26 protein-coding genes are annotated in these 26,103 nt (G+C 72.2%); 2 read left to right on the top strand and 24 right to left on the bottom strand.

Annotated features, from left to right (window positions below; all coding sequences use genetic code 11):
- The gene (locus ACPPVT_RS10235) at window positions 1-2,160 is read right to left on the bottom strand and encodes a primosomal protein N' (RefSeq protein WP_426566880.1); all 2,160 of its coding nucleotides are present in this window, start codon (window positions 2,158-2,160) and stop codon (window positions 1-3) included.
- The gene (locus ACPPVT_RS10230; protein ID WP_426566879.1) at window positions 2,157-3,149 is read right to left on the bottom strand and encodes a helix-turn-helix transcriptional regulator; all 993 of its coding nucleotides are present in this window, start codon (window positions 3,147-3,149) and stop codon (window positions 2,157-2,159) included. Before ACPPVT_RS10230 ends, ACPPVT_RS10235 begins: the two co-directional genes overlap by 4 nt.
- A 116-nt stretch (window positions 3,150-3,265) precedes the next feature.
- Between ACPPVT_RS10230 and ACPPVT_RS10225 the strand changes: the two genes are divergently transcribed.
- Entirely contained in the window at window positions 3,266-3,640 is a 375-nt protein-coding gene (locus ACPPVT_RS10225) for a VOC family protein (protein ID WP_426567117.1), read from the top strand.
- Window positions 3,641-3,668: 28 nt separating this feature from the next.
- Here the strand turns inward: ACPPVT_RS10225 and metK are convergent, their stop codons facing one another.
- The 14 genes from metK to pyrR form a co-directional block, all read right to left on the bottom strand.
- Window positions 3,669-4,874: a methionine adenosyltransferase gene (gene metK / locus ACPPVT_RS10220; RefSeq protein ID WP_426566878.1), complete on the bottom strand. Its 1,206-nt coding sequence runs from the start codon at window positions 4,872-4,874 to the stop codon at window positions 3,669-3,671.
- A gap of 70 nt (window positions 4,875-4,944) precedes the next feature.
- The gene (gene coaBC / locus ACPPVT_RS10215) at window positions 4,945-6,192 is read right to left on the bottom strand and encodes a bifunctional phosphopantothenoylcysteine decarboxylase/phosphopantothenate--cysteine ligase CoaBC (RefSeq protein WP_426567116.1); all 1,248 of its coding nucleotides are present in this window, start codon (window positions 6,190-6,192) and stop codon (window positions 4,945-4,947) included.
- Between the two features lies 1 nt (window position 6,193).
- Window positions 6,194-6,457, bottom strand: coding sequence for a DNA-directed RNA polymerase subunit omega (gene rpoZ, locus ACPPVT_RS10210; RefSeq protein WP_426566877.1), 264 nt, complete (start codon window positions 6,455-6,457; stop codon window positions 6,194-6,196).
- Between the two features lie 48 nt (window positions 6,458-6,505).
- Entirely contained in the window at window positions 6,506-7,075 is a 570-nt protein-coding gene (gmk, locus tag ACPPVT_RS10205) for a guanylate kinase (RefSeq protein ID WP_426566876.1), read from the bottom strand.
- Entirely contained in the window at window positions 7,072-7,392 is a 321-nt protein-coding gene (gene mihF / locus ACPPVT_RS10200) for an integration host factor, actinobacterial type (protein WP_426566875.1), read from the bottom strand. Before mihF ends, gmk begins: the two co-directional genes overlap by 4 nt.
- A gap of 145 nt (window positions 7,393-7,537) precedes the next feature.
- The gene (pyrF, locus tag ACPPVT_RS10195; RefSeq protein WP_426566874.1) at window positions 7,538-8,386 is read right to left on the bottom strand and encodes an orotidine-5'-phosphate decarboxylase; all 849 of its coding nucleotides are present in this window, start codon (window positions 8,384-8,386) and stop codon (window positions 7,538-7,540) included.
- A gap of 5 nt (window positions 8,387-8,391) precedes the next feature.
- The gene (locus ACPPVT_RS10190) at window positions 8,392-9,363 is read right to left on the bottom strand and encodes a dihydroorotate dehydrogenase (protein WP_426566873.1); all 972 of its coding nucleotides are present in this window, start codon (window positions 9,361-9,363) and stop codon (window positions 8,392-8,394) included.
- A complete protein-coding gene (locus ACPPVT_RS10185; protein WP_426566872.1) occupies window positions 9,363-10,259 on the bottom strand; it encodes a dihydroorotate dehydrogenase electron transfer subunit in 897 nt (298 codons plus the stop codon). Before ACPPVT_RS10185 ends, ACPPVT_RS10190 begins: the two co-directional genes overlap by 1 nt.
- Window positions 10,256-13,543: a carbamoyl-phosphate synthase large subunit gene (carB, locus tag ACPPVT_RS10180; RefSeq protein ID WP_426566871.1), complete on the bottom strand. Its 3,288-nt coding sequence runs from the start codon at window positions 13,541-13,543 to the stop codon at window positions 10,256-10,258. The genes ACPPVT_RS10185 and carB overlap by 4 nt, the downstream gene beginning before the upstream one ends.
- Window positions 13,543-14,673, bottom strand: a complete 1,131-nt coding sequence (gene carA, locus ACPPVT_RS10175) for a glutamine-hydrolyzing carbamoyl-phosphate synthase small subunit (RefSeq protein WP_426566870.1) — start codon at window positions 14,671-14,673, stop codon at window positions 13,543-13,545. Before carA ends, carB begins: the two co-directional genes overlap by 1 nt.
- A complete protein-coding gene (locus tag ACPPVT_RS10170; protein ID WP_426566869.1) occupies window positions 14,670-15,197 on the bottom strand; it encodes a hypothetical protein in 528 nt (175 codons plus the stop codon). The genes carA and ACPPVT_RS10170 overlap by 4 nt, the downstream gene beginning before the upstream one ends.
- Entirely contained in the window at window positions 15,194-16,498 is a 1,305-nt protein-coding gene (locus tag ACPPVT_RS10165) for a dihydroorotase (RefSeq protein WP_426566868.1), read from the bottom strand. Before ACPPVT_RS10165 ends, ACPPVT_RS10170 begins: the two co-directional genes overlap by 4 nt.
- On the bottom strand, window positions 16,495-17,466 hold the full coding sequence (locus ACPPVT_RS10160) for an aspartate carbamoyltransferase catalytic subunit (protein WP_426566867.1): 972 nt from the start codon (window positions 17,464-17,466) through the stop codon (window positions 16,495-16,497). Before ACPPVT_RS10160 ends, ACPPVT_RS10165 begins: the two co-directional genes overlap by 4 nt.
- The gene (gene pyrR / locus ACPPVT_RS10155; RefSeq protein ID WP_426566866.1) at window positions 17,463-18,035 is read right to left on the bottom strand and encodes a bifunctional pyr operon transcriptional regulator/uracil phosphoribosyltransferase PyrR; all 573 of its coding nucleotides are present in this window, start codon (window positions 18,033-18,035) and stop codon (window positions 17,463-17,465) included. The genes ACPPVT_RS10160 and pyrR overlap by 4 nt, the downstream gene beginning before the upstream one ends.
- A gap of 224 nt (window positions 18,036-18,259) precedes the next feature.
- On the opposite strand from pyrR, the gene ACPPVT_RS10150 reads away from it, so the two are divergent.
- Window positions 18,260-18,766, top strand: a complete 507-nt coding sequence (locus ACPPVT_RS10150; RefSeq protein WP_426566865.1) for a transcriptional regulator — start codon at window positions 18,260-18,262, stop codon at window positions 18,764-18,766.
- A 7-nt stretch (window positions 18,767-18,773) separates the two neighbouring features.
- Here the strand turns inward: ACPPVT_RS10150 and ACPPVT_RS10145 are convergent, their stop codons facing one another.
- From ACPPVT_RS10145 to pilO, 8 genes are all read right to left on the bottom strand, one after another.
- Window positions 18,774-20,639, bottom strand: a complete 1,866-nt coding sequence (locus ACPPVT_RS10145) for a CehA/McbA family metallohydrolase (protein ID WP_426566864.1) — start codon at window positions 20,637-20,639, stop codon at window positions 18,774-18,776.
- A gap of 92 nt (window positions 20,640-20,731) precedes the next feature.
- Window positions 20,732-21,142: a transcription antitermination factor NusB gene (nusB, locus tag ACPPVT_RS10140; protein ID WP_426566863.1), complete on the bottom strand. Its 411-nt coding sequence runs from the start codon at window positions 21,140-21,142 to the stop codon at window positions 20,732-20,734.
- Window positions 21,143-21,148: 6 nt separating this feature from the next.
- Window positions 21,149-21,709, bottom strand: a complete 561-nt coding sequence (efp, locus tag ACPPVT_RS10135) for an elongation factor P (protein ID WP_426566862.1) — start codon at window positions 21,707-21,709, stop codon at window positions 21,149-21,151.
- A gap of 72 nt (window positions 21,710-21,781) precedes the next feature.
- On the bottom strand, window positions 21,782-22,873 hold the full coding sequence (aroB, locus tag ACPPVT_RS10130) for a 3-dehydroquinate synthase (RefSeq protein ID WP_426566861.1): 1,092 nt from the start codon (window positions 22,871-22,873) through the stop codon (window positions 21,782-21,784).
- On the bottom strand, window positions 22,870-23,397 hold the full coding sequence (locus ACPPVT_RS10125; RefSeq protein ID WP_426566860.1) for a shikimate kinase: 528 nt from the start codon (window positions 23,395-23,397) through the stop codon (window positions 22,870-22,872). The genes aroB and ACPPVT_RS10125 overlap by 4 nt, the downstream gene beginning before the upstream one ends.
- Complete coding sequence (aroC, locus tag ACPPVT_RS10120) at window positions 23,394-24,617, bottom strand: chorismate synthase (protein WP_426566859.1); 1,224 nt, start codon at window positions 24,615-24,617, stop codon at window positions 23,394-23,396. The genes ACPPVT_RS10125 and aroC overlap by 4 nt, the downstream gene beginning before the upstream one ends.
- An 88-nt stretch (window positions 24,618-24,705) precedes the next feature.
- Window positions 24,706-25,437 carry a hypothetical protein gene (locus ACPPVT_RS10115; RefSeq protein ID WP_426566858.1) on the bottom strand — a complete coding sequence of 244 codons (732 nt, stop codon included), beginning with the start codon at window positions 25,435-25,437 and terminating at the stop codon, window positions 24,706-24,708.
- A gap of 11 nt (window positions 25,438-25,448) precedes the next feature.
- On the bottom strand, window positions 25,449-26,102 hold the full coding sequence (gene pilO / locus ACPPVT_RS10110) for a type 4a pilus biogenesis protein PilO (RefSeq protein ID WP_426566857.1): 654 nt from the start codon (window positions 26,100-26,102) through the stop codon (window positions 25,449-25,451).
- Window position 26,103: the final 1 nt, after the last annotated feature.

Genomic DNA, 26,103 nt, shown 5'->3' with positions numbered 1-26,103 from the left:
TCAGACCAGATCGAGCGGGTCGACCTGGACGCGGACCGAACCGGGCCGCTTGCGTGCACTGCGCACGGCCGCAGCGGCCCGTAGCGCGGCGCTGAGCTGGTCGCGCTGCGAGGGTCTGGCGCGCAGCAGCAGTCGGACGGTGGGCTCGTCCCCGTCCGACCGCGCCGGACCGTAGCCCCGGCGTCCAGGCCCGCTGCTCGACTCGTGCACCGTGACCGGGCCCAGCACCTCGACGCCGGCTGGGAGGTCTGCGCTGGCGACGAGCTCGTGCACCGCGGTCGACGTCCCGGTCAGCGTGGCTACGGTGCGGGCCGGCGGGAAGCCCAGGGCGAGCCGGGACTCGAGCTCTCGCGCCGCGTGCCATCCGGGTGCCCACCGGGCCAGCGCCTCCACCGCCGGCAGTCCGCCCGGACCGCCGACCACCACCACGCCACCCTCCTGGCTGCCGCGGACCAGCGCGGCCGCGTTCATCCAGCGGCGCAGGGCCTCCTCCCCTGCTCGCAGGTCGCTGCGCCCGAGCAGAGCCCAGGGATCCAGCAACAGCGCCGCCCCGTAGCCCGCCTGCGCGACCGGCTCGGCGCCCGGCGTCGCGATCACCAGGGCCGGACGGTCCGGCACCCAGCCGACCACGTTGCCGCCGCCACTGGTCACCACCGGCACGCCCGGGAAGGCACGGCCGAGCTCCTCCGCGGTACGGCGCGCACCGACCACCACCGACCTCAGCCTTCGGTCGTCGCACTCCGGGCAGAACCAGCCAGGGTCGGTCAGGCCGCACCACCGGCAGACCGGCGCGGCCTTCCCGTCGACCAGCGACATCGGCCCGTGGCAGGTGCGGCAGTGGGCGGTCGTGCGGCAGTTCTGGCAGGCCAGTGCCGGCACGTAGCCACGCCGAGGCACCTGGACCAGCACCGGAGCCGAGGCCAGTGCCGTGGAGGCCGCGCGCCAGGCCACCGAGGGCAGCCTGGCCGAGGCCGCCCCCGCGTCACGCTCCGGCTCGTGCCCCTCGGCCGCCAGCACGACCCGCGGCGCGCCTCGGCGTAGCTGCGCGGCCGGCGCCTCGATGGCCTTGGCCCACCCGCCTCGCACCATCCGTTCGACCTCCGCGGTGCGCACGAACCCGCCGAACAGGGCGGCCGCGTCGTCCTGACCGGCCCGGATCGCGAGCACCTCGCGGACGTGCGGGTAGGGCGCGTGCGGTTCGGCGTGCAGGTCGTCGCCGTCGTCCCAGCAGACCACCAGGCCGAGGTCCTGCACGGGCGCGAACATCGCGGCACGGGTGCCGACCACGGCTCTGGCCTGTCCGCGCCGAGCGCGTAGCCAGGCCCGGTAGCGCTCCTTCGGCCCGAGGTCGGCCGTCAGCACGACGTGCGCCCCGTCGGGCGCCAGGTCGCGTAGCGCGGTGTCCACCCGGGCCACGTCCCGGGCGTCCGGCAGCACCACGAGTGCGCCGCGCCCGGCGGCGAGCGCGGTGCACACCGCGACCGCGATCGCCTGCGGCCAGTCGTGGTCGGCGACCCGGGCGGACGGGACCGCCGTCCAGGCCGCGCGGGGTGCCGCGCCGCTGCTGAGCCGGTCCAGAAATGCGACTCCGCCTGGGTAGGCCGCCCACACGCCGGCCGGCGGCCGGGCTGACGGCGGCGGCTGCGGTTCGTCCAGCTCGGCCGTCCGGGACTCCACCTGGGCGTGCCGGGGTGGTACCGCCAGCCGCAGCACGTCCCCGAAGGTGCCGGCCCAGCGGTCCGCAACCGCCCGGCACAGCCGCTCCAGCTGGGGCGACAGCACCGGCTCGGCGGAGACGACCCGGCGCAGGGAGGTCAGCCGGCCCTCGTGGTCGGCGTGGGCCTTGCGCGCGGTGATGAAGCCGTCCCGGTCCTGGCCGGCGAAGCGCACCTTGACCCGCGCGCCGGGCACCGCGGTGTCGGCCAGCGGGGCCGGCACCGAGTACTCGAACCGGCGGTCGAGGTGGGGCAGCGAGACGTCCACCACGACCTCGGCAACCGGGTCGTGCTCGGCCGGGCCGGGTGGCGCCTTCGCCGGCCGCTTGCGTGCCGCAGCCCGCGCCGCCGTGCGGGGCGAGCCGGGGACGAGCACGAGCTGCTCGTCGTCCGCTCCTGCGGAGTGCTCGCTCACGGTCCCATTCCTACCGGAAGCCACCGTCATGGCGCCGGGGTGGTCGCTGGTCCGGTGGTTGGTCGGTTGGCTCCGCGCAGCAGCCGGTGCGCGGTCTGGGCCAGGTGCTCGACCAGCTCGGGCGGGCGCCTCACGGTGAACTCTGCGCCGGCCACGCTGAGCATCAGCACCACCCAGTCGAACGAGTCGGCCTGCACCTGCAAGGTGCAGGTCACCTCGTCGACCACCTCGAGCGTCCCCCAGCCGCCGAGCGCCTGCCGGACCTGGTGGGCCGGCGCGGCCAGCTCGACCAGGACGGCGTGCCGCGGGCGGGTCTCGATCGACGTCCGGACGAAGGTCGCCGCGTCGCCGCCGGGGATCTCGCGCGGACGAAACCGCGCCCCGCTCGGCTGACAGCCGGACAGGCGGTCCACCCGGAAGGTGCGCCAGTCGGCCCGGTCGACGTCCCAGGCCACCAGGTACCAACGTCGTCCCAGAGCGACCAGGCGGTGCGGGTCGACCGAGCGCTGGACCGGACGACGCTGCCTGGCCCGGTACTCGAACAGCACCCGCTCACCGTCCCGGCAGGCCTGGGCGAGCACGGTCAGGTCGCCCGCGTGCACCGCCGACCCACCGCGCGCCGCGGGCATGGCGACCGGTTCGGTGAACTCCTGCAACGCGTCGACCCGGCGGCGCAGGGCGGGCGGCATGACCTGCACGATCTTGGCCAGCGCCCCGAGCGCCGCGTCCTCGATACCGGTGACGGAGCCACCGGCGGCGGTTCGCAGCGCGACGGCCACGGCCACGGCTTCGTCCGCGTCGAGCAGCATCGGCGGCAGCTGCGCACCGGCCCGCAGCTGGTAGCCACCGCCGACGCCTCGACCCGCGTCCACCGGGTACCCGAGATCGCGCAGCCGCTCGACGTCGCGGCGCAGCGTCCGCGGACTCACCTCGAGCCGCTGGGCGAGCTCGCCGCCCGGCCAGTACCGGTGCGTCTGCAGCAGCGACAGCAGCTGGAGCATCCGCGCGCTGGTCGACATGCTCCGAGATTAGTCGCGATAGAGGACAGAACCTGACCTCTATCACTCGTAGCGTTGGAACCGACCTGAGAACCCCGAACACGCAGACGAGCAAGGAGTAGCAGATGAGCAGCACGCTGGAGATGAAGCTCGAGCTGGTCCCGGTGCCGGTCACGGACGTCGACCGGGCGAAGGAGTTCTACGTCCGGGTGGGCTTCAACGCCGACCACGACCAGACCGTGCACCCGGGGCTGCGCTTCGTGCAGCTGACCCCACCGGGGTCCGCGTGCTCGATCTGTCTCGGGCTGGGACTGACCGAGATGGAGCCGGGCAGCCTGCGGGGTCTGCAGATGGTGATCGCGGACGCCGATGCCGCGCGCGAGGAGCTGCTCGCGCGCGGCATCGAGGTCAGTGCGGTCGACGACCAGCCGTGGGGACGGTTCGTCTACTTCAGCGACCCGGACGGGAACACCTGGTCACTGCAGGAGCTCGTGATCCCGAAGCTCGACTGAGCGCGGGCGAGCCGGCTCAGGGGCAGGCTCAGGCGCCGACGGCGGACCGGAGCGCGTCGACCCGGTCGGTGCGCTCCCAGGTGAAGCCGTCCGCGTCGGTGCGCCCGAAGTGCCCGTAAGCCGCCGTGCGCGCGTAGATCGGGCGCAGCAGGTCCAGGTCGCGGATGATCGCGGCCGGCCGCAGGTCGAAGACGTTCTTGATCGCGTCCGTGATCCGGCCCGGGTCGACCGTCTCGGTGCCGAAGGTCTCGACGTAGAGGCCGACCGGGTGCGCTTTGCCGATCGCATAGGCGATCTGCACCTCGCACCGGTTCGCCAGGCCCGCCGCGACGACGTTCTTGGCGACCCAGCGCATGGCGTAGGCGGCTGAGCGGTCCACCTTCGACGGGTCCTTGCCGCTGAAGGCACCGCCGCCGTGGCGGGCCATGCCGCCGTAGGTGTCGACGATGATCTTGCGACCGGTCAGGCCGGCGTCACCCATCGGGCCGCCGATCTCGAACCGGCCGGTGGGGTTGACCAGCAGCCGCGTCGAGGACGTGTCCAGGTCGACGTCGAGCTGGGTCAGGACCGGCTTGACGACGTCCGCCTCGATGTCGGGCGTGAGCATGCCGTCCAGCGAGATGTCCGCCGCGTGCTGGGTCGAGATCACCACGGTGTCCAGGCGGACGGCGCGGTCACCGTCGTAGCCGATCGTCACCTGGGTCTTGCCGTCCGGGCGCAGGTAGGCGAGGTCGCCCGACTTGCGGACCGCGGTCAGCCGCTCCGCCAGCCGGTGCGCCAGGAAGATCGGCAGCGGCATCAGCTCAGGGGTGTCCTGGCACGCATAGCCGAACATCAGGCCCTGGTCGCCGGCGCCCTGCAGGTCCAGCGGGTCGACGCCACCCTCCGTGCGGTGCTCGTACGCGTCGTCGACGCCCTGGGCGATGTCCTTGGACTGCGCACCGATCGAGACCTCCACGCCGCAGGACTGGCCGTCGAACCCCTTGGTCGAGGAGTCGTAGCCGATCCGCAGCACCGTCTCGCGGACGATCTTCGGAATGTCGACGTACCCGCTGGTCGTCACCTCACCCGCGACGTGCACCAGCCCGGTGGTGACCATGGTCTCCACGGCGACCCGGCTGTGCGGGTCCTCCGTCAGCATCGCGTCCAGGATCGAGTCGCTGATCTGGTCGCAGATCTTGTCCGGGTGACCTTCGGTGACCGACTCGGACGTGAACAGGCGCAGGGATGGCAAGGTCTCTCCTCAGAATGCAGCGGCTGCTGGCTGGCGGCCCGCACCTGACCGGCGGGCCCGTCGGACGATTCTATCCGGCTCGCGGAGCGAGACGGGACAAGACCATATTCCAGACACCCTGCGCCACGTCGGCCTTGGTGCCCCGGGCGATCGGGTGCTCGCCGCCGTCCCGGTCCAGGACGACGACCGTGTTGTGGTCCGCGCCGAACGTCTTGTCCACGCCAACCTCGTTGACGACCAGCAGGTCGCAGCCCTTGCGGGCCAGCTTGGCCCTGGCGTAGTCCAGCACGGCGGAGGTGGAGTCGCCGGTCTCGGCGGCGAAACCCACCACGACCTGCCCGGGCCGGGCCCGGTGGCCGGCGACCTCGGCGAGGATGTCCGGGTTGCGCACCAGCACGATCGGTGGCGGCGTGTCGTCGTCGGTCTTCTTGATCTTGTGGTCGGCGACGTCGGCCGGGCGGAAGTCTGCGACCGCCGCCGCCATCACCACCACGTCGGCCGCCGGGGCGCGGTCCAGCACAACCTGGCGCATCTGCTCGGCGGTCTCGACCCGCAACACCTGGACGCCGTCCGGGTCCGGCAGCGAGGACGTCGTGACCAGCACGACCTGCGCGCCGCGCGACGCCGCGACGGCGGCGATGGCGTAGCCCTGCTTGCCCGAGGAGCGGTTGCCCAGGAAGCGGACCGGGTCCAGCGGCTCTCGGGTGCCCCCGGCGGTGACCAGCACCGTGCGCCCTGCCAGGTCGCCGGCCGCTGCCTCGTCGGGTGCGTCCTGCTCCAGCAGCGCGCGGCTGGCGGCGTAGATGTCCTCAGGCTCCGGCAGCCGCCCCGGACCGGTGTCGGCACCGGTCAGCCGGCCGGAGGCTGGGTCGAGGACGACGACGCCCCGCGCTCGCAGGGTCGCCACGTTGGCCTGGGTGGCCGGGTGCTCCCACATCTCGGTGTGCATGGCCGGCGCCATCAGCACCGGGCAGCGTGCGGTGAGCAGGGTGTTGGTCAGAAGGTCGTCGGCCAGGCCGTGCGCGGCTCTGGCCAGCAGGTCGGCGGTCGCCGGGGCGACCACCACGAGGTCGGCCTCGCGACCGAGCCGTACGTGCGGCACCTCGTGCGCGTCCTGCCAGACGTCGGTGTGCACCGGACGACCCGACAGAGCGGCCCACGTGGGCTCACCCACGAACTGCAACGCAGCACGAGTCGGGACGACCTGGACCTGGTGGCCGCTCTCGGTCAGCAGCCGGAGCAGCTGAGCCACCTTGTAGGCGGCGATGCCGCCCCCGACGCCGAGGACGACGTGGGGGGACGTGCCGGCCTCGCTCAGCTCACGCCTCGGTGGGCTCGGAGGTGAGCAGGCCGTCGTTGATCTCGCGCAGCGCGATGCTCAGCGGCTTCTCGTGCACGTGCGTCTCGACCAGCGGGCCGACGTACTCCAGCAGACCCTCGCCCAGCTGGGAGTAGTACGCGTTGATCTGGCGGGCCCGCTTGGCGCCGTAGATGACCAGGGCGTACTTGGAGTCGGCGATCTTCAGCAGGTCGTCGATCGGGGGGTTCGTGATGCCTTCAGGAACTGCGGTGGTGCCGGACACGGATGGTCTCGTTTCGTCGACGTACAGGAGGATCCACCGTCCATTGTGTCAGATGACCAGACCCATCTGCTGCACGAGCGCTGCGCTGGCCCGCTGCACGTCGTCGTTGACGATGGTCACGTCGAACTCCGGCTCGGCCGCGAGCTCCTCGCGTGCGGTGCTCAGCCGACGCTCGCGCTCCTGCTCGGACTCCGTCCCGCGGCCCACCAGTCGCCGGACCAGCTCGTCCCAGCTCGGCGGGGCGAGGAAGACGAACCGGGCGGACGGCATGCTCTCGCGCACCTGCCGGGCACCTTGCAGGTCGATCTCCAGCAGGGCTGCCCGGCCCTCGTCCAGCGCTTCCTGCACCGGGCCACGAGGGGTGCCGTACCGGTTCTGCCCGTGCACCACCGCCCACTCCAGCAGCTCGCCGCCGGCGACCATCTCGTCGAACCGGGTGTCGTCCACGAAGTGGTAGTGCACGCCGTCCACCTCGCCAGGCCGTGGCCTGCGGGTCGTGGCCGACACCGACAGCCACACCTGGGGGTACTGGTCGCGCACGAAGGCGGACACCGTCCCCTTGCCCACGGCCGTCGGACCGGCCAGCACCGTCAACCGACGACGAGCGACCTCGCTCACGACCCGGTCGAGAAGCGTGCCACCAGCGCCGAGGCCTGCTTCGAGCCCAGCCCGCGCACCCGCCGGCTGTCGGAGATGGCGAGCTCGTCCATGATCTGCCGGGCCCGGACCTTGCCGACGCCGGGCATGGCCTCGAGCAGCGCCGACACCTTCATCTTGCCGATGACGTCGTTGCGCTGGCCCTCGCTGATCACGTCGGCCAGTGAGCCCTGCGCGTGCTTGAGCCGGCTCTTGACCTCCGCCCGCTCCCGCCGCGCGGCTGCGGCCTTCTCGAGCGCAGCCTGACGCTGCTCCGGTGTCAGGGGCGGCAGGGCCACGATGCGTCACCTCGAGCGTCGGTCGGAGCCCCCAGGATTTGCTGCGGGCAGGGTCAGAACCTAGCGAGTCCCGCGCCACTGCGGCAACGAGACCCGGCGATTGGAGTCGCCTGCGGGGCCTGGTGATACCTGGCAGCCAGACAAGTCAGGCGTGCAACACCGCTCGGCAGCTGTCGACGGTGCGTGCCGCGGCGTCCCGCAAGGCGGTCACCGACGGTCCCGCACCGAGCACCTCGCGTGAGGACGACGGCAGCACGTTGCCCCGCGCGGCACCGAAGACCCGCTCGAGCTCGGCGGCCCCCGCACCCTGGGCGCCGATGCCCGGGGCGAGCAGCGGCGCGTGGCTGGCCGCCAGGTCGATGCCCAGCTCGGCGACGGCGTCGCCGATGGTCGCGCCGACCACCAGCCCCACGTCGCCGAGGTCGTTGCTGTCCTGGTTGTCTCGGGCCACCCCCGCCACGATCGCGGCCGCCACCGAGGCCCCGTCGGCGGACCGCGCGTGCTGCACCTGCGCGCCGTCCGGATTGGACGTCAGGGCCAGCACGAAGACCCCGGCCCGTTGTGCCGCAGCGACTTCCAGGGCCGGGCGCAGCGACTCGTAGCCCAGGTAGGGGCTGACGGTGAGCGCGTCGGTCGCCAGCGGGCTGGACTGGTCCAGGTAGGCCTGCGCGTACGCCGTCATGGTCGAGCCGATGTCGCCGCGCTTGGCGTCGGTGATCACCACCGCACCGGCCTGGCGCGCCTCCTGCACGACGCGCTCGAGCACCGCGATGCCGCCGGAACCGTGCCGCTCGAAGAACGCGGACTGCGGCTTGAGCACCGCGACCTCGCCGGCCAACGCCTCGACGCAGGTCATCGCGAACCGCTCGAGCCCGGCCACGTCGTCGGTCAGTCCCCAGGCGGCCAGCAGCTCCGCGTGCGGGTCGATGCCCACGCAGAGCGGCCCGCGCTTGCGCATCGCGTTGCGGAGCCGGACCCCGAACGGTGCGATCATCTCGCTCACTTCCCTTCTGCCAGCACCCGGTGGGCGTGGCCGACGGCATCGCTGAAACGGCTGAACCCTCGCTCCTGCAAGGCTGCTGCGAGTTCGTCGCGCACCCGCAGCGGTGCGCTCGGGTCGTGGAACGCCACCGTGCCGACCTGCACCGCGCAGGCGCCGGCCAGCACCAGCTCGAGGGCGTCCAGACCCGTGCGCACACCCCCGACCCCGACGATCGGCACGGTCGGCAGCCGACCGGAGCGCATGGCCGCGCTCACCTGCCAGATGCACCGCACCGCGACCGGCCGCACCGCCGGCCCGCTCAGCCCGCCGGTCAGCCCGGCCAGGCGGGGTCGCATCCGGTCGGTGTCGATGACGACCCCGAGCAGCGTGTTGATCATGGTCAGCGCGTCGGCGCCGGCGGACACGCAGGACGCCGCGATCTCCACGATGTCGGTGACGTCCGGTGAGAGCTTGGCCAGCACCGGGATGCTCGGCGGCGTCACCGCGCGCACCGCCGACACGACGGACGCCGCCGACGTGGGCTCGCAGGCGAACACCAGGCCGCGGTTGGCCACGTTCGGGCAGGAGATGTTCACCTCGATCGCGGCCACCCCGGGCTCCTGCGCCAGCCGGGCGGCCAGGTCACGGAACTCCTGCACGCTGCTGCCGGCGATGGACACCACCGCGCGCGCACCCACCTCGCGCAGCCAGGCCAGGTCCTTCTCCACGAACGCGTCGATCCCGGGGCCCTGCAGGCCGATCGAGTTGAGCATCCCGCTGTCGGTCTCGGCCATCCGTGGGGTGTCGCGTCCCGAGCGCGGCGCCGACATCACCGACTTGGTGACAACCGCACCCAGCTCGGCGACGTCGAAGAACTGGTGCAGCTCACGACCGGCGGCTGCGCAGCCGGACGCGGTCATCAGCGGGTTCGGCAGGGTCAGCGCGCCGATCCGGGTGGTCATGTCCAGCGTCGCGACGTCCAGGCTCATCAGTGGCTCCTCATCGCCGCGGCGCCGACGCAGTCGTCCGGCACCCGCCCGATGCCGTCCTGCCAGGTCTCCCAGCGCACGGTGTCCCCGCGGAACACCGGGCCCTCGACGCAGGAGCGCAGCATCCGGGTCACGCCGTCCGAGCCCTCGACCGGCATCACGCAGGTCATGCAGATGCCCACCCCGCAGGCCATCGACTCCTCGACCGCGACCTGCGCCACGGCGCCGTGCAGCGCCGCAACGTCGGTGACCGCGCGGAGCATCGCCATCGGGCCGCAGGCGTAGACCACCGCGGCGTCCGCGCGGTCGATCACCTCGCCGAGGACGTCGGTCACCCGGCCCTTCGTGCCGGCCGAACCGTCGTCCGTGGTGACGGTCGAGGTGGTCGCCGACCGGCGGGCCTCCAGGACGCCGAAGAGCCGGTCCTGGCTGGCCGCGCCGAGCACGATGTCCACCCGGCAGCCGCGCTCGCGCAGCACGTCTGCCAGCCAGAACAATGGCGCGGTGCCGTAGCCGCCGCCGACCAGCACGCACGACTGCGGCGTCTTCGGCAGCGGGAACGCCCGACCCAGCGGGCCGACCACGTCGACCGGCTCCCCGACGTCGCGAGTGGTCAGCCAGTGCGTGCCGCGCCCGGCGTCCGCGACCACCACGTCCACCGTCCCGCCGTAGACACCGGTAGGCGAGACCTTGTGGATCGAGAACGACCGGCGCAGCAGCATCCCGGTGCGCTCGCCGCCGACGGCCAGCGCGACGAACTGGCCGGGCCGAGCCGTCTCGGCGACGCCGGGGGCCAGGATCGTCAGGTGCTGGTAGGCGCCGACCCGGCGGACCGCGATGATCTTTCCGGCGACCTGTACCGGCCCGCCCGGCCGACGTGGCGTGGGAACGGTCACCGGGACGCCGCCAGAGCCGCGGCATGCTCCTGCAACGACCGCACGCTGATCGGCCGGGTACGAGCGGACTCGATGCCCTGCACCGCGGCCGCGAGCTGCTGCACCGTGGTGATGATCGGGCGGTCCATGCTGGTGGTGGCCGCCCGGATCTCGTAGCCGTCCGCGCGGGCGTCCCGCCCGGACGGAGTGTTGACCACCATGTCCACCTCGCCGGCCAGGATGCGCTGCACGACCGTGGGCTCGCCGTCCGGTCCCTCGCCCTGGCTGTACTTGCGGACCACGGTGCTCTCGACCCCGTTGCGGCGCAGCACCTCTGCGGTCCCCTCGGTGGCCAGCACGGTGAATCCGAGGTCCACCAACCGCTTGACCGGGAAGATCATCGCGCGCTTGTCCCGGTTGGCCACCGAGACGAACACCGTCCCCCGGTCCGGCAGCCCGCCGTACGCCGCGGACTGACTCTTGGCGAACGCGGTGCCGAAGTCCTCGTCGATGCCCATCACCTCGCCGGTAGACCGCATCTCGGGCCCGAGCACCGAGTCCACCACCAGACCCTCACGGGTGAGGAACCGCTTGAAGGGCAGGACCGCCTCCTTCACCGAGACCGGTGCGTGCGCGGGCATATGGGTGCCGTCGCCCTCCCGGGGCAGCATCCCCTCGTCACGCAGGTCCTGGATGCTCGCCCCGAGCATCACCCGGGCTGCGGCCTTGGCCAGCGGGACCGCCGTCGCCTTGCTCACGAAGGGCACCGTCCGGCTGGCCCGCGGATTCGCCTCGAGGACGTAGAGCACGTCGGAGGCCAGCGCGAACTGGACGTTCAGCAGGCCCCGGACTCCGACCCCACGGGCGATCGCCTCGGTGCTGGCCCGCACCCGGTCGATCTCGCTGTGCCCCAAGGTGACCGGCGGTAGCACGCAGGCCGAGTCGCCGGAGTGGATGCCGGCCTCCTCGATGTGCTCCATCACGGCGCCGAGGTACATCTCCTCGCCGTCGAACAGCGCGTCCACGTCGATCTCGATCGCGTCGTCCAGGAAGCGGTCCACCAGCACCGGGTGCTCGGGCGAGGCGTCGGTGGCGCGCTGCACGTAGCCGGACAAGGTCTCGTCGTCGTACACGATCTCCATCCCGCGCCCGCCCAGCACGTACGACGGCCGCACCAGCACCGGGTAGCCGATCTCGCGCGCCACCTCGATCGCCTCGGCGGCGGAGTAGGCGATGCCGTGCCGGGGCGCGGGCAGTCCGGCCTCGTCCAGGACCCGGCCGAAGGCGCCACGGTCCTCGGCCAGGTGGATCGCCGCCGGGCTGGTGCCCACGATCGGCACCCCGGCCTCGGACAGCGCCTGAGCCAGACCGAGGGGCGTCTGCCCGCCGAGCTGGACCACTACTCCCGCAACCGGTCCGGCCTGCGTCTCGGCGTGCACCACCTCGAGCACGTCCTCCAGGGTGAGCGGCTCGAAGTACAGCCGGTCCGAGGTGTCGTAGTCGGTGGAGACCGTCTCGGGGTTGCAGTTGACCATCACGGTCTCGTACCCGGCCTCACGCAGCGCGAAGCTGGCGTGCACGCACGAGTAGTCGAACTCGACGCCCTGGCCGATCCGGTTCGGACCGGAGCCGAGGATCAGTACCGCCGGCCGCTCGCGCGGCGCGACCTCGCTCTCCTCGTCATAGCTGGAGTAGTGGTACGGCGTCTGGGCGGCGAACTCGGCCGCGCACGTGTCCACCGTCTTGTAGACCGGCCGAACGCCGAGGGCGTGCCGGACTCCGCGGACGACGGCCTCGGGCATCGAGCGCAGCGCGCCGAGCTGGGCATCGCTGAAGCCGTGCCGCTTGGCCTTGCGCAACAGTGCCGGGGTCAGCTCGGCCGACGCGCGCAGGTCGGCGGCGAGCTCCTCGATCAGCGCGATCTGGTCCAGGAACCACGGGTCGATCCCGGTCGCATCGTGCAGCTGCTGCACGCTCGCGCCGGCCCGCATCGCCTGCTGGACGGTCAGGATGCGACCGTCCGTCGGCACCTTTGAGGTCTCCAGCAACGCGTCGGCGTCGCCGGGCTCGCCGTCCCAGTGGAACGTCGACCCCTTACGCTCGGCCGAGCGCAGCGCCTTCTGCAGGGCCTCGGTGAAGTTGCGGCCGATCGCCATCGCCTCGCCGACCGACTTCATCGTCGTGGTCAGCGTCGGGTCGGCGGCCGGGAACTTCTCGAACGCGAACCGCGGCACCTTGACCACCACGTAGTCCAGCGCCGGCTCGAAGGACGCCGGGGTCTCGTGGGTGATGTCGTTGGGCACCTCGTCGAGGGTGTAGCCGACGGCGAGCTTGGCCGCGATCTTGGCGATCGGAAAGCCGGTGGCCTTGCTGGCCAGCGCCGACGAGCGCGACACCCGCGGGTTCATCTCGATCACGATGACCCGGCCGTCGACCGGGTCGACGGCGAACTGGATGTTGCACCCGCCGGTGTCCACGCCGACCTCGCGGATCACCGCGATGCCGATGTCCCGCAACCGCTGGTACTCACGGTCGGTAAGCGTCATGGCCGGCGCCACCGTGATCGAGTCGCCGGTGTGCACGCCCATCGGGTCGAGGTTCTCGATCGAGCAGACCACCACGACGTTGTCCGCGGTGTCCCGCATCAGCTCGAGCTCGTACTCCTTCCACCCGAGGATGGACTCCTCGAGCAGCACCTCGGTGGTCGGCGACGCGTGCAGTCCGGCACCGGCGATGCGCCGCAGGTCGCTCTGGTCGTAGGCGAAGCCCGAGCCCAGGCCGCCCATCGTGAAGGACGGCCGGACCACCACCGGGTAGCCGAGGTCCTCGGCGATGGTCAAGCACTCGTCGATCGAGTGCGCCACCGCGCTGCGGGCGGACTCGGCACCGCAGCGCTCGACGACGCCCTTGAACGCCTCGCGGTCCTCGCCGAGCTGGATCGCCTCGACGTTCGCCCCGATCAGCGGGCAGTTGTACTTCTCCAGGACCCCGTTCTCGTGCAACGCGATCGCGGTGTTCAGCGCGGTCTGCCCGCCCAGGGTGGCGAGCACCGCGTCCGGACGCTCCTTGGCGATGATCGCCTCGACCACCTCGGGGGTGATCGGCTCGACGTAGGTCGCGTCGGCGAACTCGGGATCGGTCATGATCGTGGCCGGGTTGGAGTTCACCAGGACGACGCGCAGGCCCTCCTCGCGCAGCACCCGGCACGCCTGGGTACCGGAGTAGTCGAACTCGCAGGCCTGGCCGATCACGATCGGGCCGGACCCGATGACCAGCACCGACTTGAGGTCTGTGCGGCGCGGCATCAGGCGTCCTTCCCGTCGCGGGCGTCGGTCATCAGGTCGGCGAACCGGTCGAACAGATAGCCGGCATCGTGCGGCCCGGCCGCGGCCTCCGGGTGGTACTGCACCGAGAAGGCCGGGACGTCCAGGCACTCCAGGCCCTCGACGACGTCGTCGTTCAGGCAGACGTGGCTGACCCGGGCCCGGCCGAACGGTGTCGACACCTCGCCGTCCAGCGGCGCCTGGACCGCGAACCCGTGGTTGTGCGCGGTGACCTCGACCTTGCCGGTGGTGCGGTCCATCACGGGCTGGTTGATCCCCCGGTGGCCGTAGCCGAGCTTGTACGTGCCGAAGCCAAGGGCCCGGCCGAGCAGTTGGTTGCCGAAGCAGATTCCGAAGAACGGGATCCGCCGGTCCAGCACCTCGTGCAGCAGCGCGACCTGGTCGTCCGCGGTGGCCGGGTCGCCGGGGCCGTTGCTGAAGAAGACACCGTCCGGGCTGACCGCCAGCACGTCGTCCAGCGTCGAGCTGGCTGGCAGCACGTGCACCGCCATGCCCCGCTCGGCCATCCGCTGCGGGGTCATCGACTTGATCCCGAGGTCGATCGCAGCGACGGTGAACCGCCTGTCCCCCAACGCCTCCACCAGGTACGGCCGCTCGGTAGAGACCTCTTCGGCGAGGGCCGAGCCAGCCATCTGCGGAGCCGACCGGACGACGTCCAGCAGCTGCGGCACCGGCAGTGCGGCGTCCGGGCCGGAGAACACCCCGGCCCGCATCGCGCCGCGCTCGCGCAGGTGCCGGGTCAGCGCCCGGGTGTCGACACCAGCGATGGCGACCACGCCTTGGGCGGCCAGCTCGTCGCCGAGGCTGCGCCGCGAGCGCCAGCTCGACGGCCGCGGCGAGGGGTCGCGGACGACGTAGCCGGAGACCCAGATCCGGCTGGACTCGCCGTCCTCGTCGTTGACCCCCGTGTTGCCGATGTGCGGTGCGGTCTGCACCACGACCTGGCGGTGGTAGCTGGGATCGGTCAGCGTCTCCTGGTAGCCGGTCATGCCGGTCGAGAACACCGCCTCGCCGACGCACCGGCCGACGGCGCCGTAGGGCTCGCCGCGGAAGGTACGGCCGTCCTCCAGGACGAGCAGGGCCTCGCTCACTTCGCCTCCTGCTGCTCGTGGAACGGGGAGTCGTGCTCGATCAGCGCCTGGATCCGGGCCTGCAGGGCGTCCCGGTCGGCGTCGTACCGAGGGGCCACGGCGGTGCTGACCAGGGCGTCGCCGAGGTCCCAGTCCCAGACGAGCAGGCCCTGACCGGTCACCGCCTTGCCAGCGCGGACACTCTCACGGCGGACGTCGCGCAGGTCTGCGGCCGGGACCAGCAGGTCCGGCGCCCCGACGCGCAGCACGGCGACGCCGTCGTCGGTCGCGAGCACCCGCGCCTCGCTGCGGACGCCGAGCCCGTGCACCGTGATGCGGTCCAGCCAGTCGCGTGCGGCGGTGGTGGACACGTAGGTCGCCTCGATGCCTTCGGCGGCGGCCCGGTCGGCGAGCGCAGCGGGAAGCACCTGGGGCGCGGCCAGCCCCTGCTGTCGGCGGGTGCGGCCGCGCCAGCCCCACCACATCCCGGCCCAGGCGAGCAGCACCAGAACCAGGACCACCGCGACAGCCGGACCGCGGCTCACACGAGCTCCTGCAGCTGGATCGGCTGCCCGTCCAGCACCGTGGCCCGGCCGCGCAGGAAGGTCGCGACCACCCGGCCGTGCATCTGACGCCCGGCGAAGGGCGTGTTCCGGCTGGCGGTCTGCTGCCGGGCGGGGTCGACGGTCCAGCGGGCAGCCGGGTCGACCAGCGTGAGGTTGGCCGGCTGACCGACCTCGAGCGGACGCCCGTGCTCGCTGACCCGGCCGATCCGGGACGGCCGCACCGACATGCGGTCCGCCACGCCGCCCCAGTCCAGGAGCCCGGTCTCGACCATGGTCTCGACCACCACGGACAGCGCGGTCTCCAGGCCGGTCATGCCCATGGCCGCGGCCAGCCACTCGCAGTCCTTGTCCTCGCTGGCGTGCGGCGCATGGTCGGTGGCGACGGCGTCGATGGTGCCGTCGGCGAGCGCCTCGCGCAGCGCCTGGACGTCGGACGACGAGCGCAGCGGCGGGTTGACCTTGAACCGCGGGTCGTAGGTGCGGACCAGCTCGTCGGTGAGCACCAGGTGGTGCGGCGTGACCTCTGCTGTGACGTCGACGCCGCGGGACTTCGCCCACCGCAGGATCTCGACGGAGCCGGCCGTGGAGACGTGGCACACGTGCAGCCGCGAGCCGACGTGCTCGGCCAGCAGGACGTCGCGGGCGATGATCGCCTCCTCTGCGACCGCCGGCCACCCGGCCAGGCCGAGGACGCCGCTGACGACGCCCTCGTGCATCTGCGCGCCCGCGGTGAGCCGGGGCTCCTGCGCGTGCTGGGCGACCACCCCGTCGAAGGCCTTCACGTACTCCAGCGCACGGCGCATCAGCACGGCGTCGTCGACGCAGTGCCCGTCGTCGCTGAAGACGCGGACCTGGGCCGCCGAGTCGGCCATCGCGCCGAGCTCGGCGAGCCGCTCGCCGGCCAGCCCGACGGTGACCGCGCCTACCGGGCGGACGTCCACCCAGCCGGCCTCGCGGCCCAGTCGCCAGACCTGCTCGACGACCCCTGCCGTGTCGGCCACCGGGGACGTGTTGGCCATCGCGTGCACCGCAGTGAAACCGCCGGCCGCGGCGGCCCGGGTGCCGGACAGCACGGTTTCGGCGTCCTCGCGGCCGGGCTCGCGCAGGTGGGTGTGCAGGTCGACCAGGCCGGGCAGCGCGACCATCCCGTCGCCGTCGACCACGGTGGCGTCGTCCGCCACCAGGCCGGGGCCGATCTCGGCGATAGCACCGTCGCGCAGCAGCAGGTCGGTCGGGTCGCCTCCGAGCGGCCGGACGCCGCGCAGCAGGTACGAGCTCATCGGGAGACCTCCTCGCGCTCGCCACCGGCGAGCAGCAGGTAGAGCACCGCCATCCGGACCGAGACCCCGTTGCCGACCTGCTCGACGATGGTCGAGCGGTGGCCGTCGGCGGCGTCGGCCGAGATCTCCAGGCCGCGGTTCATTGGGCCGGGGTGCATGACGATCGTGTGGTCCTGCAGCAGTCTGAGCCGCCTGGCGTCCAGGCCGTAACGGCGCGAGTACTCGCGGGCGCTCGGGAAGTAGGCCGCGTTCATCCGCTCCTGCTGGACGCGCAGCATCATCACCGCGTCCGCCTCGCCGAGCGAGGCGTCCAGGTCGTAGGACGTCGCGCAGGGCCAGGTGTCCACCCGCTGCGGGAGCAGGGTCGGCGGGGCCACCAAGGTGACCTCGGCGCCGAGTGCGTGCAGCAGCAGCACGTTGCTGCGAGCCACCCGGCTGTGCAGCACGTCGCCGACGATGGTCACCCGCTTGCCCTTGAGGTCCTGACCGGTCGCAGCACCCGGTTCGCGGCCGCCGACCAGATGATGACGCATCGTGAAGGCGTCCAGCAGTGCCTGGGTGGGGTGCTCGTGGGTGCCGTCCCCGGCGTTGACCACGGACGAGTCGATCCAGCCCGACGTCGCGAGCCGGTGCGGTGCGCCGCTGGCGCCGTGCCGGATGACCACGGCGTCGGCACCCATCGCCTGCAGGGTCAGTGCGGTGTCCTTCAGGCTCTCGCCCTTGGACACGCTCGAGCCCTTGGCGGAGAAGTTGATCACGTCGGCGGACAGCCGCTTGGCCGCCGCCTCGAACGAGACGCGGGTGCGGGTGGAGTCCTCGAAGAACAGGTTGATCACCGTGCGCCCGCGCAGCGTGGGCAGCTTCTTGATCTCGCGGTGCTGGGTCTGCGCCATCTCCTCGGCGGTGTCGAGCACCTGGACGGCCTGGTCGCGGTCCAGGTCGGCGGCGGACAGCAGGTGACGCATCATCGGGTCCCTCCGACCGGTCGGCTGATCCGCACCTCGTCGCAGCCGTCGTGCTCCTCGAGCAGCACGCTGACCCGCTCGGCGAGTGAGGTCGGCAGGTTCTTGCCGACGTGGTCGGCGCGGATCGGCAGCTCGCGGTGGCCGCGGTCGACGAGCACCGCGAGGCGGACGGCGCGGGGCCGACCGAGGTTGGCCAGCGCGTCCAGGGCGGCCCGCACGGTGCGCCCGGAGAACAGCACGTCGTCCACCAGGACGACGGTGCGGCCGTCCACGCCGTCCGGCGGGAGCTCGGTGCGTTCCAGTGCGCGGACCGGGTGGTGGCGCAGGTCGTCGCGGTACATCGTGACGTCGAGCGCGCCGACCGGCACCTCGCTGCCCTCGACCTCCGCGATGCGCCGGGCCAGGCGGTGGGCGAGCGCGACGCCGCGGGTGGGGATCCCTAGTAGCACCAGACCGTCGGCGCCCTTGTTCTGCTCGAGCACCTCGTGGGCGATCCGGGTCAGCACCCGGCGGATCTCCGGTGCCTCGAGGACCGTTGCCTCGAGCACGGCCGATTCCTCGGCATGGGTCATTGCAGTCTCCTTCCCCGCCTCACAGGACGGGTCGTTAAAGGATGGCGACGTCACGGTATCGCACCCTGGGGGCCGTTCCGGCGTTGGGCCCTTCGGGGTATGAATCACTCGATTGTCCGTGTCAGACTTGACGCAATCGGTTACGCTCCGTGACCATATGGAGGCAGCTGACGATCCGGCGTCAGCGGCGCCGAGGATCAGCCGGGTCAGAGCAAGGAGAGCCGATGTCGACGGACTACGCCCGATCCCTGGGCTCGCGCCTGCGCGCGATCCGTACCCAGCAGGGCCTTTCCCTGCACGGGGTCGAGGAGCGGTCCGAGGGCAAGTGGAAGGCCGTCGTGGTCGGCTCCTACGAGCGCGGTGACCGCGCCGTAACCGTGCAGCGACTGGCCGAGCTCGCCGACTTCTACGGCGTCCCGGTCTCCGCCCTGCTGCCGGACGCCGGCAGCTCCTCAGTGGTCGAGGCACCGCCGCGACTCGTGATCGACCTCGAGCGGCTCGGGAACGTGCCGGCTGAGCGTGCCGGGCCGCTGGCCCGCTACGCCTCGACCATCCAGTCCCAGCGCGGCGACTACAACGGCAAGGTGCTCTCGATCCGTCAGGACGACCTGCGCACCCTAGCGGTCATCTACGACATGCCGCCGGCCATGCTGGCGGAGGAGCTGATCAGCTGGGGCGTGCTGGACCCGGACGCCCGCCGCGCCGTCGAGGGCGGCACCGACCGGCTCTGAACGCGGGTCAGGCGCTGACCCGGCGGGCCGCCGGGATCCCACCAGGTGGCTGCTCGCGCAGCAGCCAGACGGGGTTGCTCGCGCCGATGATCGTGCCGTCGGCCGCGAGCACCTGGGTGCGGACGAAGGTGGACGCGGTCGTGGAGACCGACACGCTCGTCGTCCCGCCGGAGAACGCACTCGCGGCCAGCGTGCGGGTCACCACGGTGCCCGGATCCTGCGCCCCGGCGTAGTCCACCGGCCCGGTCAGCAGCAGCACCCGCGCGTTGGCCGGCAGCGCGGTGGCCTGGATGGTCAGCTGGCGGGACGTCTTGCTGGACACCGACACCGCGCCCATCGGCACGACGCCGTCGACCAGCAGGTCGAGCTGACCGCCGAAGTACTTGCCCAGGTGGTTGACGTACATCCGTCCCGCCGCCATCGCGGCGATCAGGTCGGCCTCAGAACGGCTCGCCGCCCAGGCACCGGTGACGAAGCCGTTCTTCTGCTGCCGCCACCTCTGCCCGCTGTGGTCATCCATGGTGCCGTTGCCGGTGAGGAAGTTCCCGTTGCGGGAGAACGTGTCCCACAGGTCGAGGTGGGTGGCGGCGTCCACGTTGCCCCGCAGCAGATAGCCCACCTCGATCAGGTCCGCGTGGTGCAGGTTCACGGACTGAAGGTCGGCGAAGACCTGGCGCCGTTTGGTCGTCCGAGCAGCCGCGCTGCGCAGGGGCCCCGCGTTGGTACCGAAAGGGTGGTTGTACGACATCAGGCCGCCCTGGGCGTGCACCTGGTCGGTGGCCTGGGTATGCCAGATCCGCGGGTTGCTGGACAGCGCGGCGTAGTCCGGGAAGTACTGCGGCACACCGAAGGGGTTCATGTGCGGCGCCGCGCCGCTGATCTCGGTGATCTGGCGGACCGCCAGCGCAGGGAACGTGGACTGGTACTCGCTGACGAGCTGCGCCTGGTCGGCCGATACCGCGGCCGGCGTGCTCCGCGTCCGCAGCAGCTCCACCGAAGCGACCCGGACGTCCGCGACGTCCCCCGACCGCGGGCTGCGCACCGTGAACGATAGGCCGAGGAAGCCGTTGTCCAGGGCGAGCATGCTCGGCCACAGCGCGGCGACGTCAGCCTGCGGCACCAGTCGCTGCACCGAGCCGGCCGCAGGAGCCGGCGCTGTGACCACCCCGGTCAACCCGCCGTCCTCGGTGAAGCGGCCGCTCGTCGTGCCACCGAACCGGTAGACCAGCCGGTACTGCCCGGCCGGTCGACCGCTCGCCGCCGGGTGATAGCTCAGGTCGACCCGGATCTCGTACCGGGCCCCGCCGGTCAACTGCGCGGAGGTCACCGTGTGCACGAGGGTGTGCCCGGAGATCGACGTCCGGAGCTGGTTGAACGCCATCGGTTTGGGCTGCACCGCCATGGTCACCGATGCGGGCGAGCTGTTCCGGCTCTCCGCAAGCAGTCGCAGCGATCCGGCCGTTGCCGTCGACGCCTGTTGTGAGAGTGAACCGCTCGTGCTGCGTACCCACTTGATCCCGATCAACGACGTCAGGTAGCCGCGCGCGGTCGCGTGCGTGTCGTGGTCGGACATGTACAGGACGTCGATGCCGGTGCTGGCCGCCTGGTCGAACTGTGCCTCCCAGCTGCCGCCACCTTCGGACCAGCTGCCGTGCACGTGCATCGCCAGGCTGTACCCGTTGGTGCCCAGCAGCAGGCTCGTCGCCGCCGCGGCGGTCTGCGGCACCAGCATGGGGGCCGGCACCGCCACGGCGGCGGCTCCGGCGGCGAGCACCTGGCGCCTGGTCCAGCCGGGCGGGTGCTGGCCGGACTCGTCCGCGGGGGGCTCGGTCCCCGCTGCGGGCACGTCGTGCGAGTGCGAGTGCGTCGCCATGGCGGACCTCCACGCCCGAGGATACGACCGCGACCGTACCTCATCCGGGTTTCGGCGAACGCGCGACGTCCCCAGACCGCTCCCGCCAGGCCTCAGAGCGCGATGGTGGGCTTGAGCTCAAGGATGCGGCTGAGCAGCCCGTTGACGAAGGACGGTGAGTCGTCCGTGGACAGCGACGTCGCCAGGTTGACCGCCTCGGACACCGCCACCGCGTCGGGCACGTCGTCGTTGAACAGGATCTCCCAGATTCCCAGCCGCAGCAGGGCCCGGTCGACCGCGGGCATCCGCTCGATCGCCCAGCCCTGCGCGTGGGTGGAGATCAGCTCGTCCAGCCGTTCGCGCTGGGCCACGACGCCCTCGACGAGAGTCACCGTGTACTCGTTGACCGGCGGGTCAGCCAGCTGGATCCGCTCGGCGAGCAGGGTCACCGGGTCACGTCGTCGCTGGTCCGCCTCGAACAGGACGTCGACCGCGCGCTTGCGGGCCTTGGTACGCGCTGCCACCTGGGCTCAGTTCACCCGGCCGAGGTAGTCACCCGAGCGGGTGTCGACCTTGACCCTCGTGCCGGCCTCCAGGAACAGCGGGACGGCGATCTGCGCACCCGTCTCGAGCGTGGCCGGCTTGGTGCCGCCGGTCGAGCGGTCGCCCTGCAGACCCGGCTCGGTGTAGGTGATCTCCAGCACGACCGAGGTCGGCAGCTCGACGTACAGCGGGGTGCCGTCGTGCAGCGCGACCACTGCGGACTGGTTCTCCAGCATGAAGTCGGAGGCGCCGCCGACCGTTGCCGCGTTGACGTGGATCTGGTCGTAGGTGTCGCCGTCCATGAAGACGAAGTCGTCGCCGTCCTTGTACAGGTACTCCATGTCACGCTTGTCGACGTTGGCGGTCTCGACCTTGGTGCCGGCGTTGAACGTCTTGTCGACGACCTTGCCGGACAGGACGGCCTTCAGCTTGGTGCGCACGAACGCCGGGCCTTTGCCGGGCTTGACGTGCTGGAACTCCACCACGGACCAGAGCTGGCCCTCCAGGTTGAGCACCATGCCGTTCTTGAGGTCGTTCGTCGATGCCACAGCCGTCGCTCTCTGCTTGGGAGTCTGCTCGGCGCCTGCCGAGGTCGAGGCCCGTCCGGACCGGCGACCATGCTACCCGGCCTGGTCCGCAGCCAGCTCCGTGTACGCCGCATGCAGCAGCGCCGGGTCCGGACCCTCCAGCCGGCTCGGCCGGGCCAGGCCGTCCAGCACCACGAAGCGCAGCAGGTCGCCGCGGGTCTTCTTGTCCCGGCGCATCGCCACCAGCAGCTGCTCCCAACGGTCCTGGCGGTACGTCGTCGGCAGACCAAGCGACTCGAGCACCGCGCGGTGCCGGTCCGCGGTGTCGTCGTCCAGCCGCCCGGCCAGCCGACCCAGCTCGGCGGCGAAGACCAGCCCCACGCTGACCGCCGCGCCGTGTCGCCAGCCGAACCGCTCGACGTGCTCCACCGCGTGGCCGAACGTGTGCCCGTAGTTGAGGATCTCGCGCAGCCCGGACTCGCGCAGGTCCTGTCCGACGACGTGCGCCTTGACCTGGATGCTGCGCTCGACGAGCTCACGGGTGATGGCCGCGTCCCAGGACGTCGCCGCAGCCGGGTCGGCCTCGACCAGCTCCAGGATCCGGGGGTCGGCGATCAGACCGCACTTGACCACCTCGGCGAGGCCCGCCACGAAGTCGTTGCGCGGCAGCGTCTCCAGCGTGGTCAGGTCGCAGAGCACGCCGGCCGGCGGGTGGAAGGCGCCGACCAGGTTCTTGCCCTCCGCGGTGTTGATCCCGGTCTTGCCACCGACCGCCGCGTCGACCATCGCGGCCAGCGTCGTCGGCACCTGGACCACCCGCACGCCGCGCAGCCAGGTCGCGGCCACGAAGCCGGCCAGGTCGGTGGTCGCTCCCCCGCCCAGCCCGACCACGGCGTCCGTGCGAGTGAACCCGGCCTGCCCGAGCACCCCCCACAGGAATGCGGCGACCTGGGCGGTCTTGGCCTCCTCGGCGTCCGGCACCTCGGCGACGAACGCCTCGAAGCCCGCCTGCGCCAACGCGTCCCGGACGCCCTCGCCGGTGCGGCGCAACGCCTTGGGGTGCACCACCAGCACCCGCTGGGTGCCCTGCCCGAGCAGCGCGGGCAGCTCGTCGAGCAGGTGCGTGCCGACCACCGCGTCGTAGGGCTGGTCGCCGGCGACGGTGATCCTGGTCGGCGCGCTCACGACGCCTCCGCCGCGCGCAGGCCGGCCACCACGTCCGCAGCGACCTCGTCGGCGCCGCGACCCGCGGTGTCGACGACGAACGTCGCCACCCGCTGGTAGACCGGACGCCGGGCCGTCATCAGCTGGGTCCACTGCGCTCGTGGGTTCACCGACAGCAGCGGCCGGCTCTGCGCGAACCCGATCCGCTTGGCGGCGTCCGAGATGGCCACGTCCAGGAAGACCACCACCAAACCCTGCAGGTCCTGCTCGGTGCGCGGGTCGAGGACCGACCCACCGCCCAGCGAGACGACGCCGTCGCCGGCCGCCAGCACCTCGGCGCAGACCTCGCGCTCCAGCTCGCGGAAGGCGGCCTCGCCGTCGTCCACGAAGATGTCCGAGATCGTGCGGCCGGCCCGCAGCTCGACCACGTCGTCGACGTCCACGAACGGCTCCTGCAGCTGCTCGGCCACCAGCAGCCCCACCGTGGACTTGCCGGCTCCCGGCGGCCCGACCACGACCAGCCGCGGACGGTTCGGGCCGCTCACCACGTGCGCAGCGCCGTCGGGACGGCCGCCAGGTAGGCGGCGTGGTTGCGGGCGGTCTCGGCCAGCGAGTCCCCGCCGAACTTCTCCAGGCACGCCTCGGCCAGCACCAGGGCCACCATCGCCTCGGCCACGACACCTGCGGCCGGCACCGCGCAGACGTCGGACCGCTGGTGGATCGCCTTCGCCGCCTCGCCGGTCGCGAGGTCCACGGTGTCCAGCGAGCGCGGCACCGTAGAGATCGGCTTCATCGCGGCCCGGACCCGCAGCACCTGACCGGTGGACATGCCGCCCTCGGTGCCGCCGGCCCGGCCGGTACGCCGGCGGACCACGCCCGCCTCGTCGTGCTCCATCTCGTCGTGCGCCACCGAACCGCGACGGCCGGCGGTCCGGAAGCCGTCGCCCACCTCGACCCCCTTGATGGCCTGGATGCCCATCAGGGCCCCGGCCAGCCGCGAGTCCAGCCGGCGGTCCCAGTGCACGTGCGAACCCAGCCCCGGCGGCATGCCGTAGGCGAGCACCTCGACGACCCCCCCGAGGGTGTCGCCGTCCTTGCGGGCCGCCTCGACCTCGGCCACCATCGCCGCCGACCCGCTCGGGTCCAGCGTGCGGACCGGGTCGTCGTCCAGCCGCTGCACGTCGTCCGGCGTCGGCAGCGCGGCGTCGTCGTCCACCACGGCCGTGCCGATGGACACGGTGTGCGAGACCAGCCGGATGCCGTAGGCCTGCTCCAGCAACGCCGCGGCCACCGCGCCCAGCGCAACCCGGGCCGCCGTCTCCCGGGCGCTGGCTCGCTCGAGCACCGGCCGAGCGTCCTCGAAGCCGTACTTCTGCATACCGACCAGATCGGCGTGCCCGGGGCGGGGCCGGGTCAGCGCCCGGTTGCGCGCCTGCTCCTGCGGCGCGCCGACGTCGTCGGCCGCCGCGAGCTCGGCCTCGTCAACCGGGTCCGGGCTCATCACGGTCCGCCACTTGGGCCACTCCGTGTTGCCGATCCGGATCGCCACCGGCGAGCCGATGCTCAGGCCGTGCCGGAACCCGCCCAGCACCTCGACGTCGTCCCGCTCGAACTTCATCCGGGCGCCACGGCCGAAGCCCAGCCGGCGCCGGGCGAGGGCTTCGGCCAGGTCGTCCGAGGTCACCGCGACCCCGGCCGGTAGCCCCTCCATCACGGCAACGAGCGCGGGACCGTGCGACTCACCCGCAGTCAACCAACGCAGCATGGAGGAAGTCTGTCAGGTGCCTTCCGGCTGGGACGGCGAAGGCCCGCACCCTGAGACAGGGTGCGGGCCTTCCTGGCCGGTGCGGTGCTCAGCGCACGGTGACGGACTGGCCCTCGCAGAGCTCGAAGGTGACGTCGCCGTACAGGATCGTGCCGCACTTGCCGCTGCGCAGGTTGAACAGCCCGAAGTACGTGCCGAACACGTCGAGCGGCTTGACTGCCTTGTAGGACTTCGAGTCCACCATGAAGTCCGCCGCGGTGTCGTCGGCCTTGACCGACACCAACGTGACCTTCACCGGCTTCTGGGACGTCGGCCCGGGGCTGTCCGAACCGGTGGTCGAACCCGTGGTCGAACCGGTCGTCGAACCCGTCGTCGAACCCGTCGTCGAACCCGTCGTCGAACCCGTCGTCGAACCGGTGGTCGAACCGGTCGTCGAACCAGTCGTCGAACCGGTCGTCGTACCCGTGGTCGAACCGGTCGTCGTACCCGTCGCCGAGTCCGTGGCCGATCCCGCGGTCGCCGTGGCCAGGACCACCAGCGCCTTGAAGGGGTCGCGGGCCGTCTTGGCGGAGTACTTCTTGATCGCCGGCGCCGCGGTGGGCGTCGTGGTCGGCACGGCCACCCGCGCCGCCGCCGCCGGCGGCGGTGCGCCGGCGCTGGTGGTGGTGGTGTCGTCCCCGGAGAACAGGAAGAAATAGGACATGGCTCCGACGAGGGCCAGTCCCGCGGCCACGCCACCGGCGATCAGCAGCGGCTTGCGGCTGGTCACCTCGAGCGGCGTGACCGAGTCGTCGGTCGGTGCACTCTTACGCAGGTTCATCTGGACCTCGCCTAGTTCGCGGTGCCGGAGGCGGCAGGGTTGGCCGGGGCAGTCGCCTGTCCCGCAGTGGAAGCCTGGGGCACGCTGGTGTCGAGGATGAACACCTTGCCGGCCAGCGTCATCTGCAGAGACCCGGGCGGGGCGTTGGTGGTCTTGTCCTCGGCCAGCTGGATGTTCTCCACCAGGATGGCGCGACGCATCTGCGCCTGAAGCTTCTGCAGGTAGAGGGTCAGCTCGGCGTAGGTACCCTGAGCCACGATCGTGGTCTGGATCTGCTGCGTCGAGGACACCTGGCCCGTGGTGGCGGTGGTGCCGGCCGCGACGAAGGGCGCCGGAACCGCCGGTGCCACGCTGACGAGCGTGATGTCGGCGGCCTTGGCGTACTTGGCCAGGTCGCGGACCAGCGAGGGCAGCGCGGGGTTGTCCGGCATCTGCCGCTTGATCTCGGCCAGCTGCGCCTGACGTGCCGGCAGCGAGGCGAACTGCGCCTTGAGCTGCTGGGTCCGCAGACGGACCGTGGCGTTGGTGTTCTCCTGCTGGGTCACCTGGTCACGCAGCGAGGCGGCCTCGGAGCGCTGCGGGGAGATCAGCAGGAACCAGGCGGCGACGATCAGCAGCACCCCGACCACGGCGGCGCCCGCGCTCCATGCGCGTGTCTTGGACATC

Origin of the sequence: Angustibacter sp. McL0619, assembly GCF_049994355.1 — a bacterium.
Classification (GTDB): Bacteria; Actinomycetota; Actinomycetes; order Actinomycetales; family Angustibacteraceae; genus Angustibacter.
The sequence above is the reverse complement of the archived record's forward strand: the minus strand, read 5'-3'. Positions and strand labels throughout refer to the sequence as shown.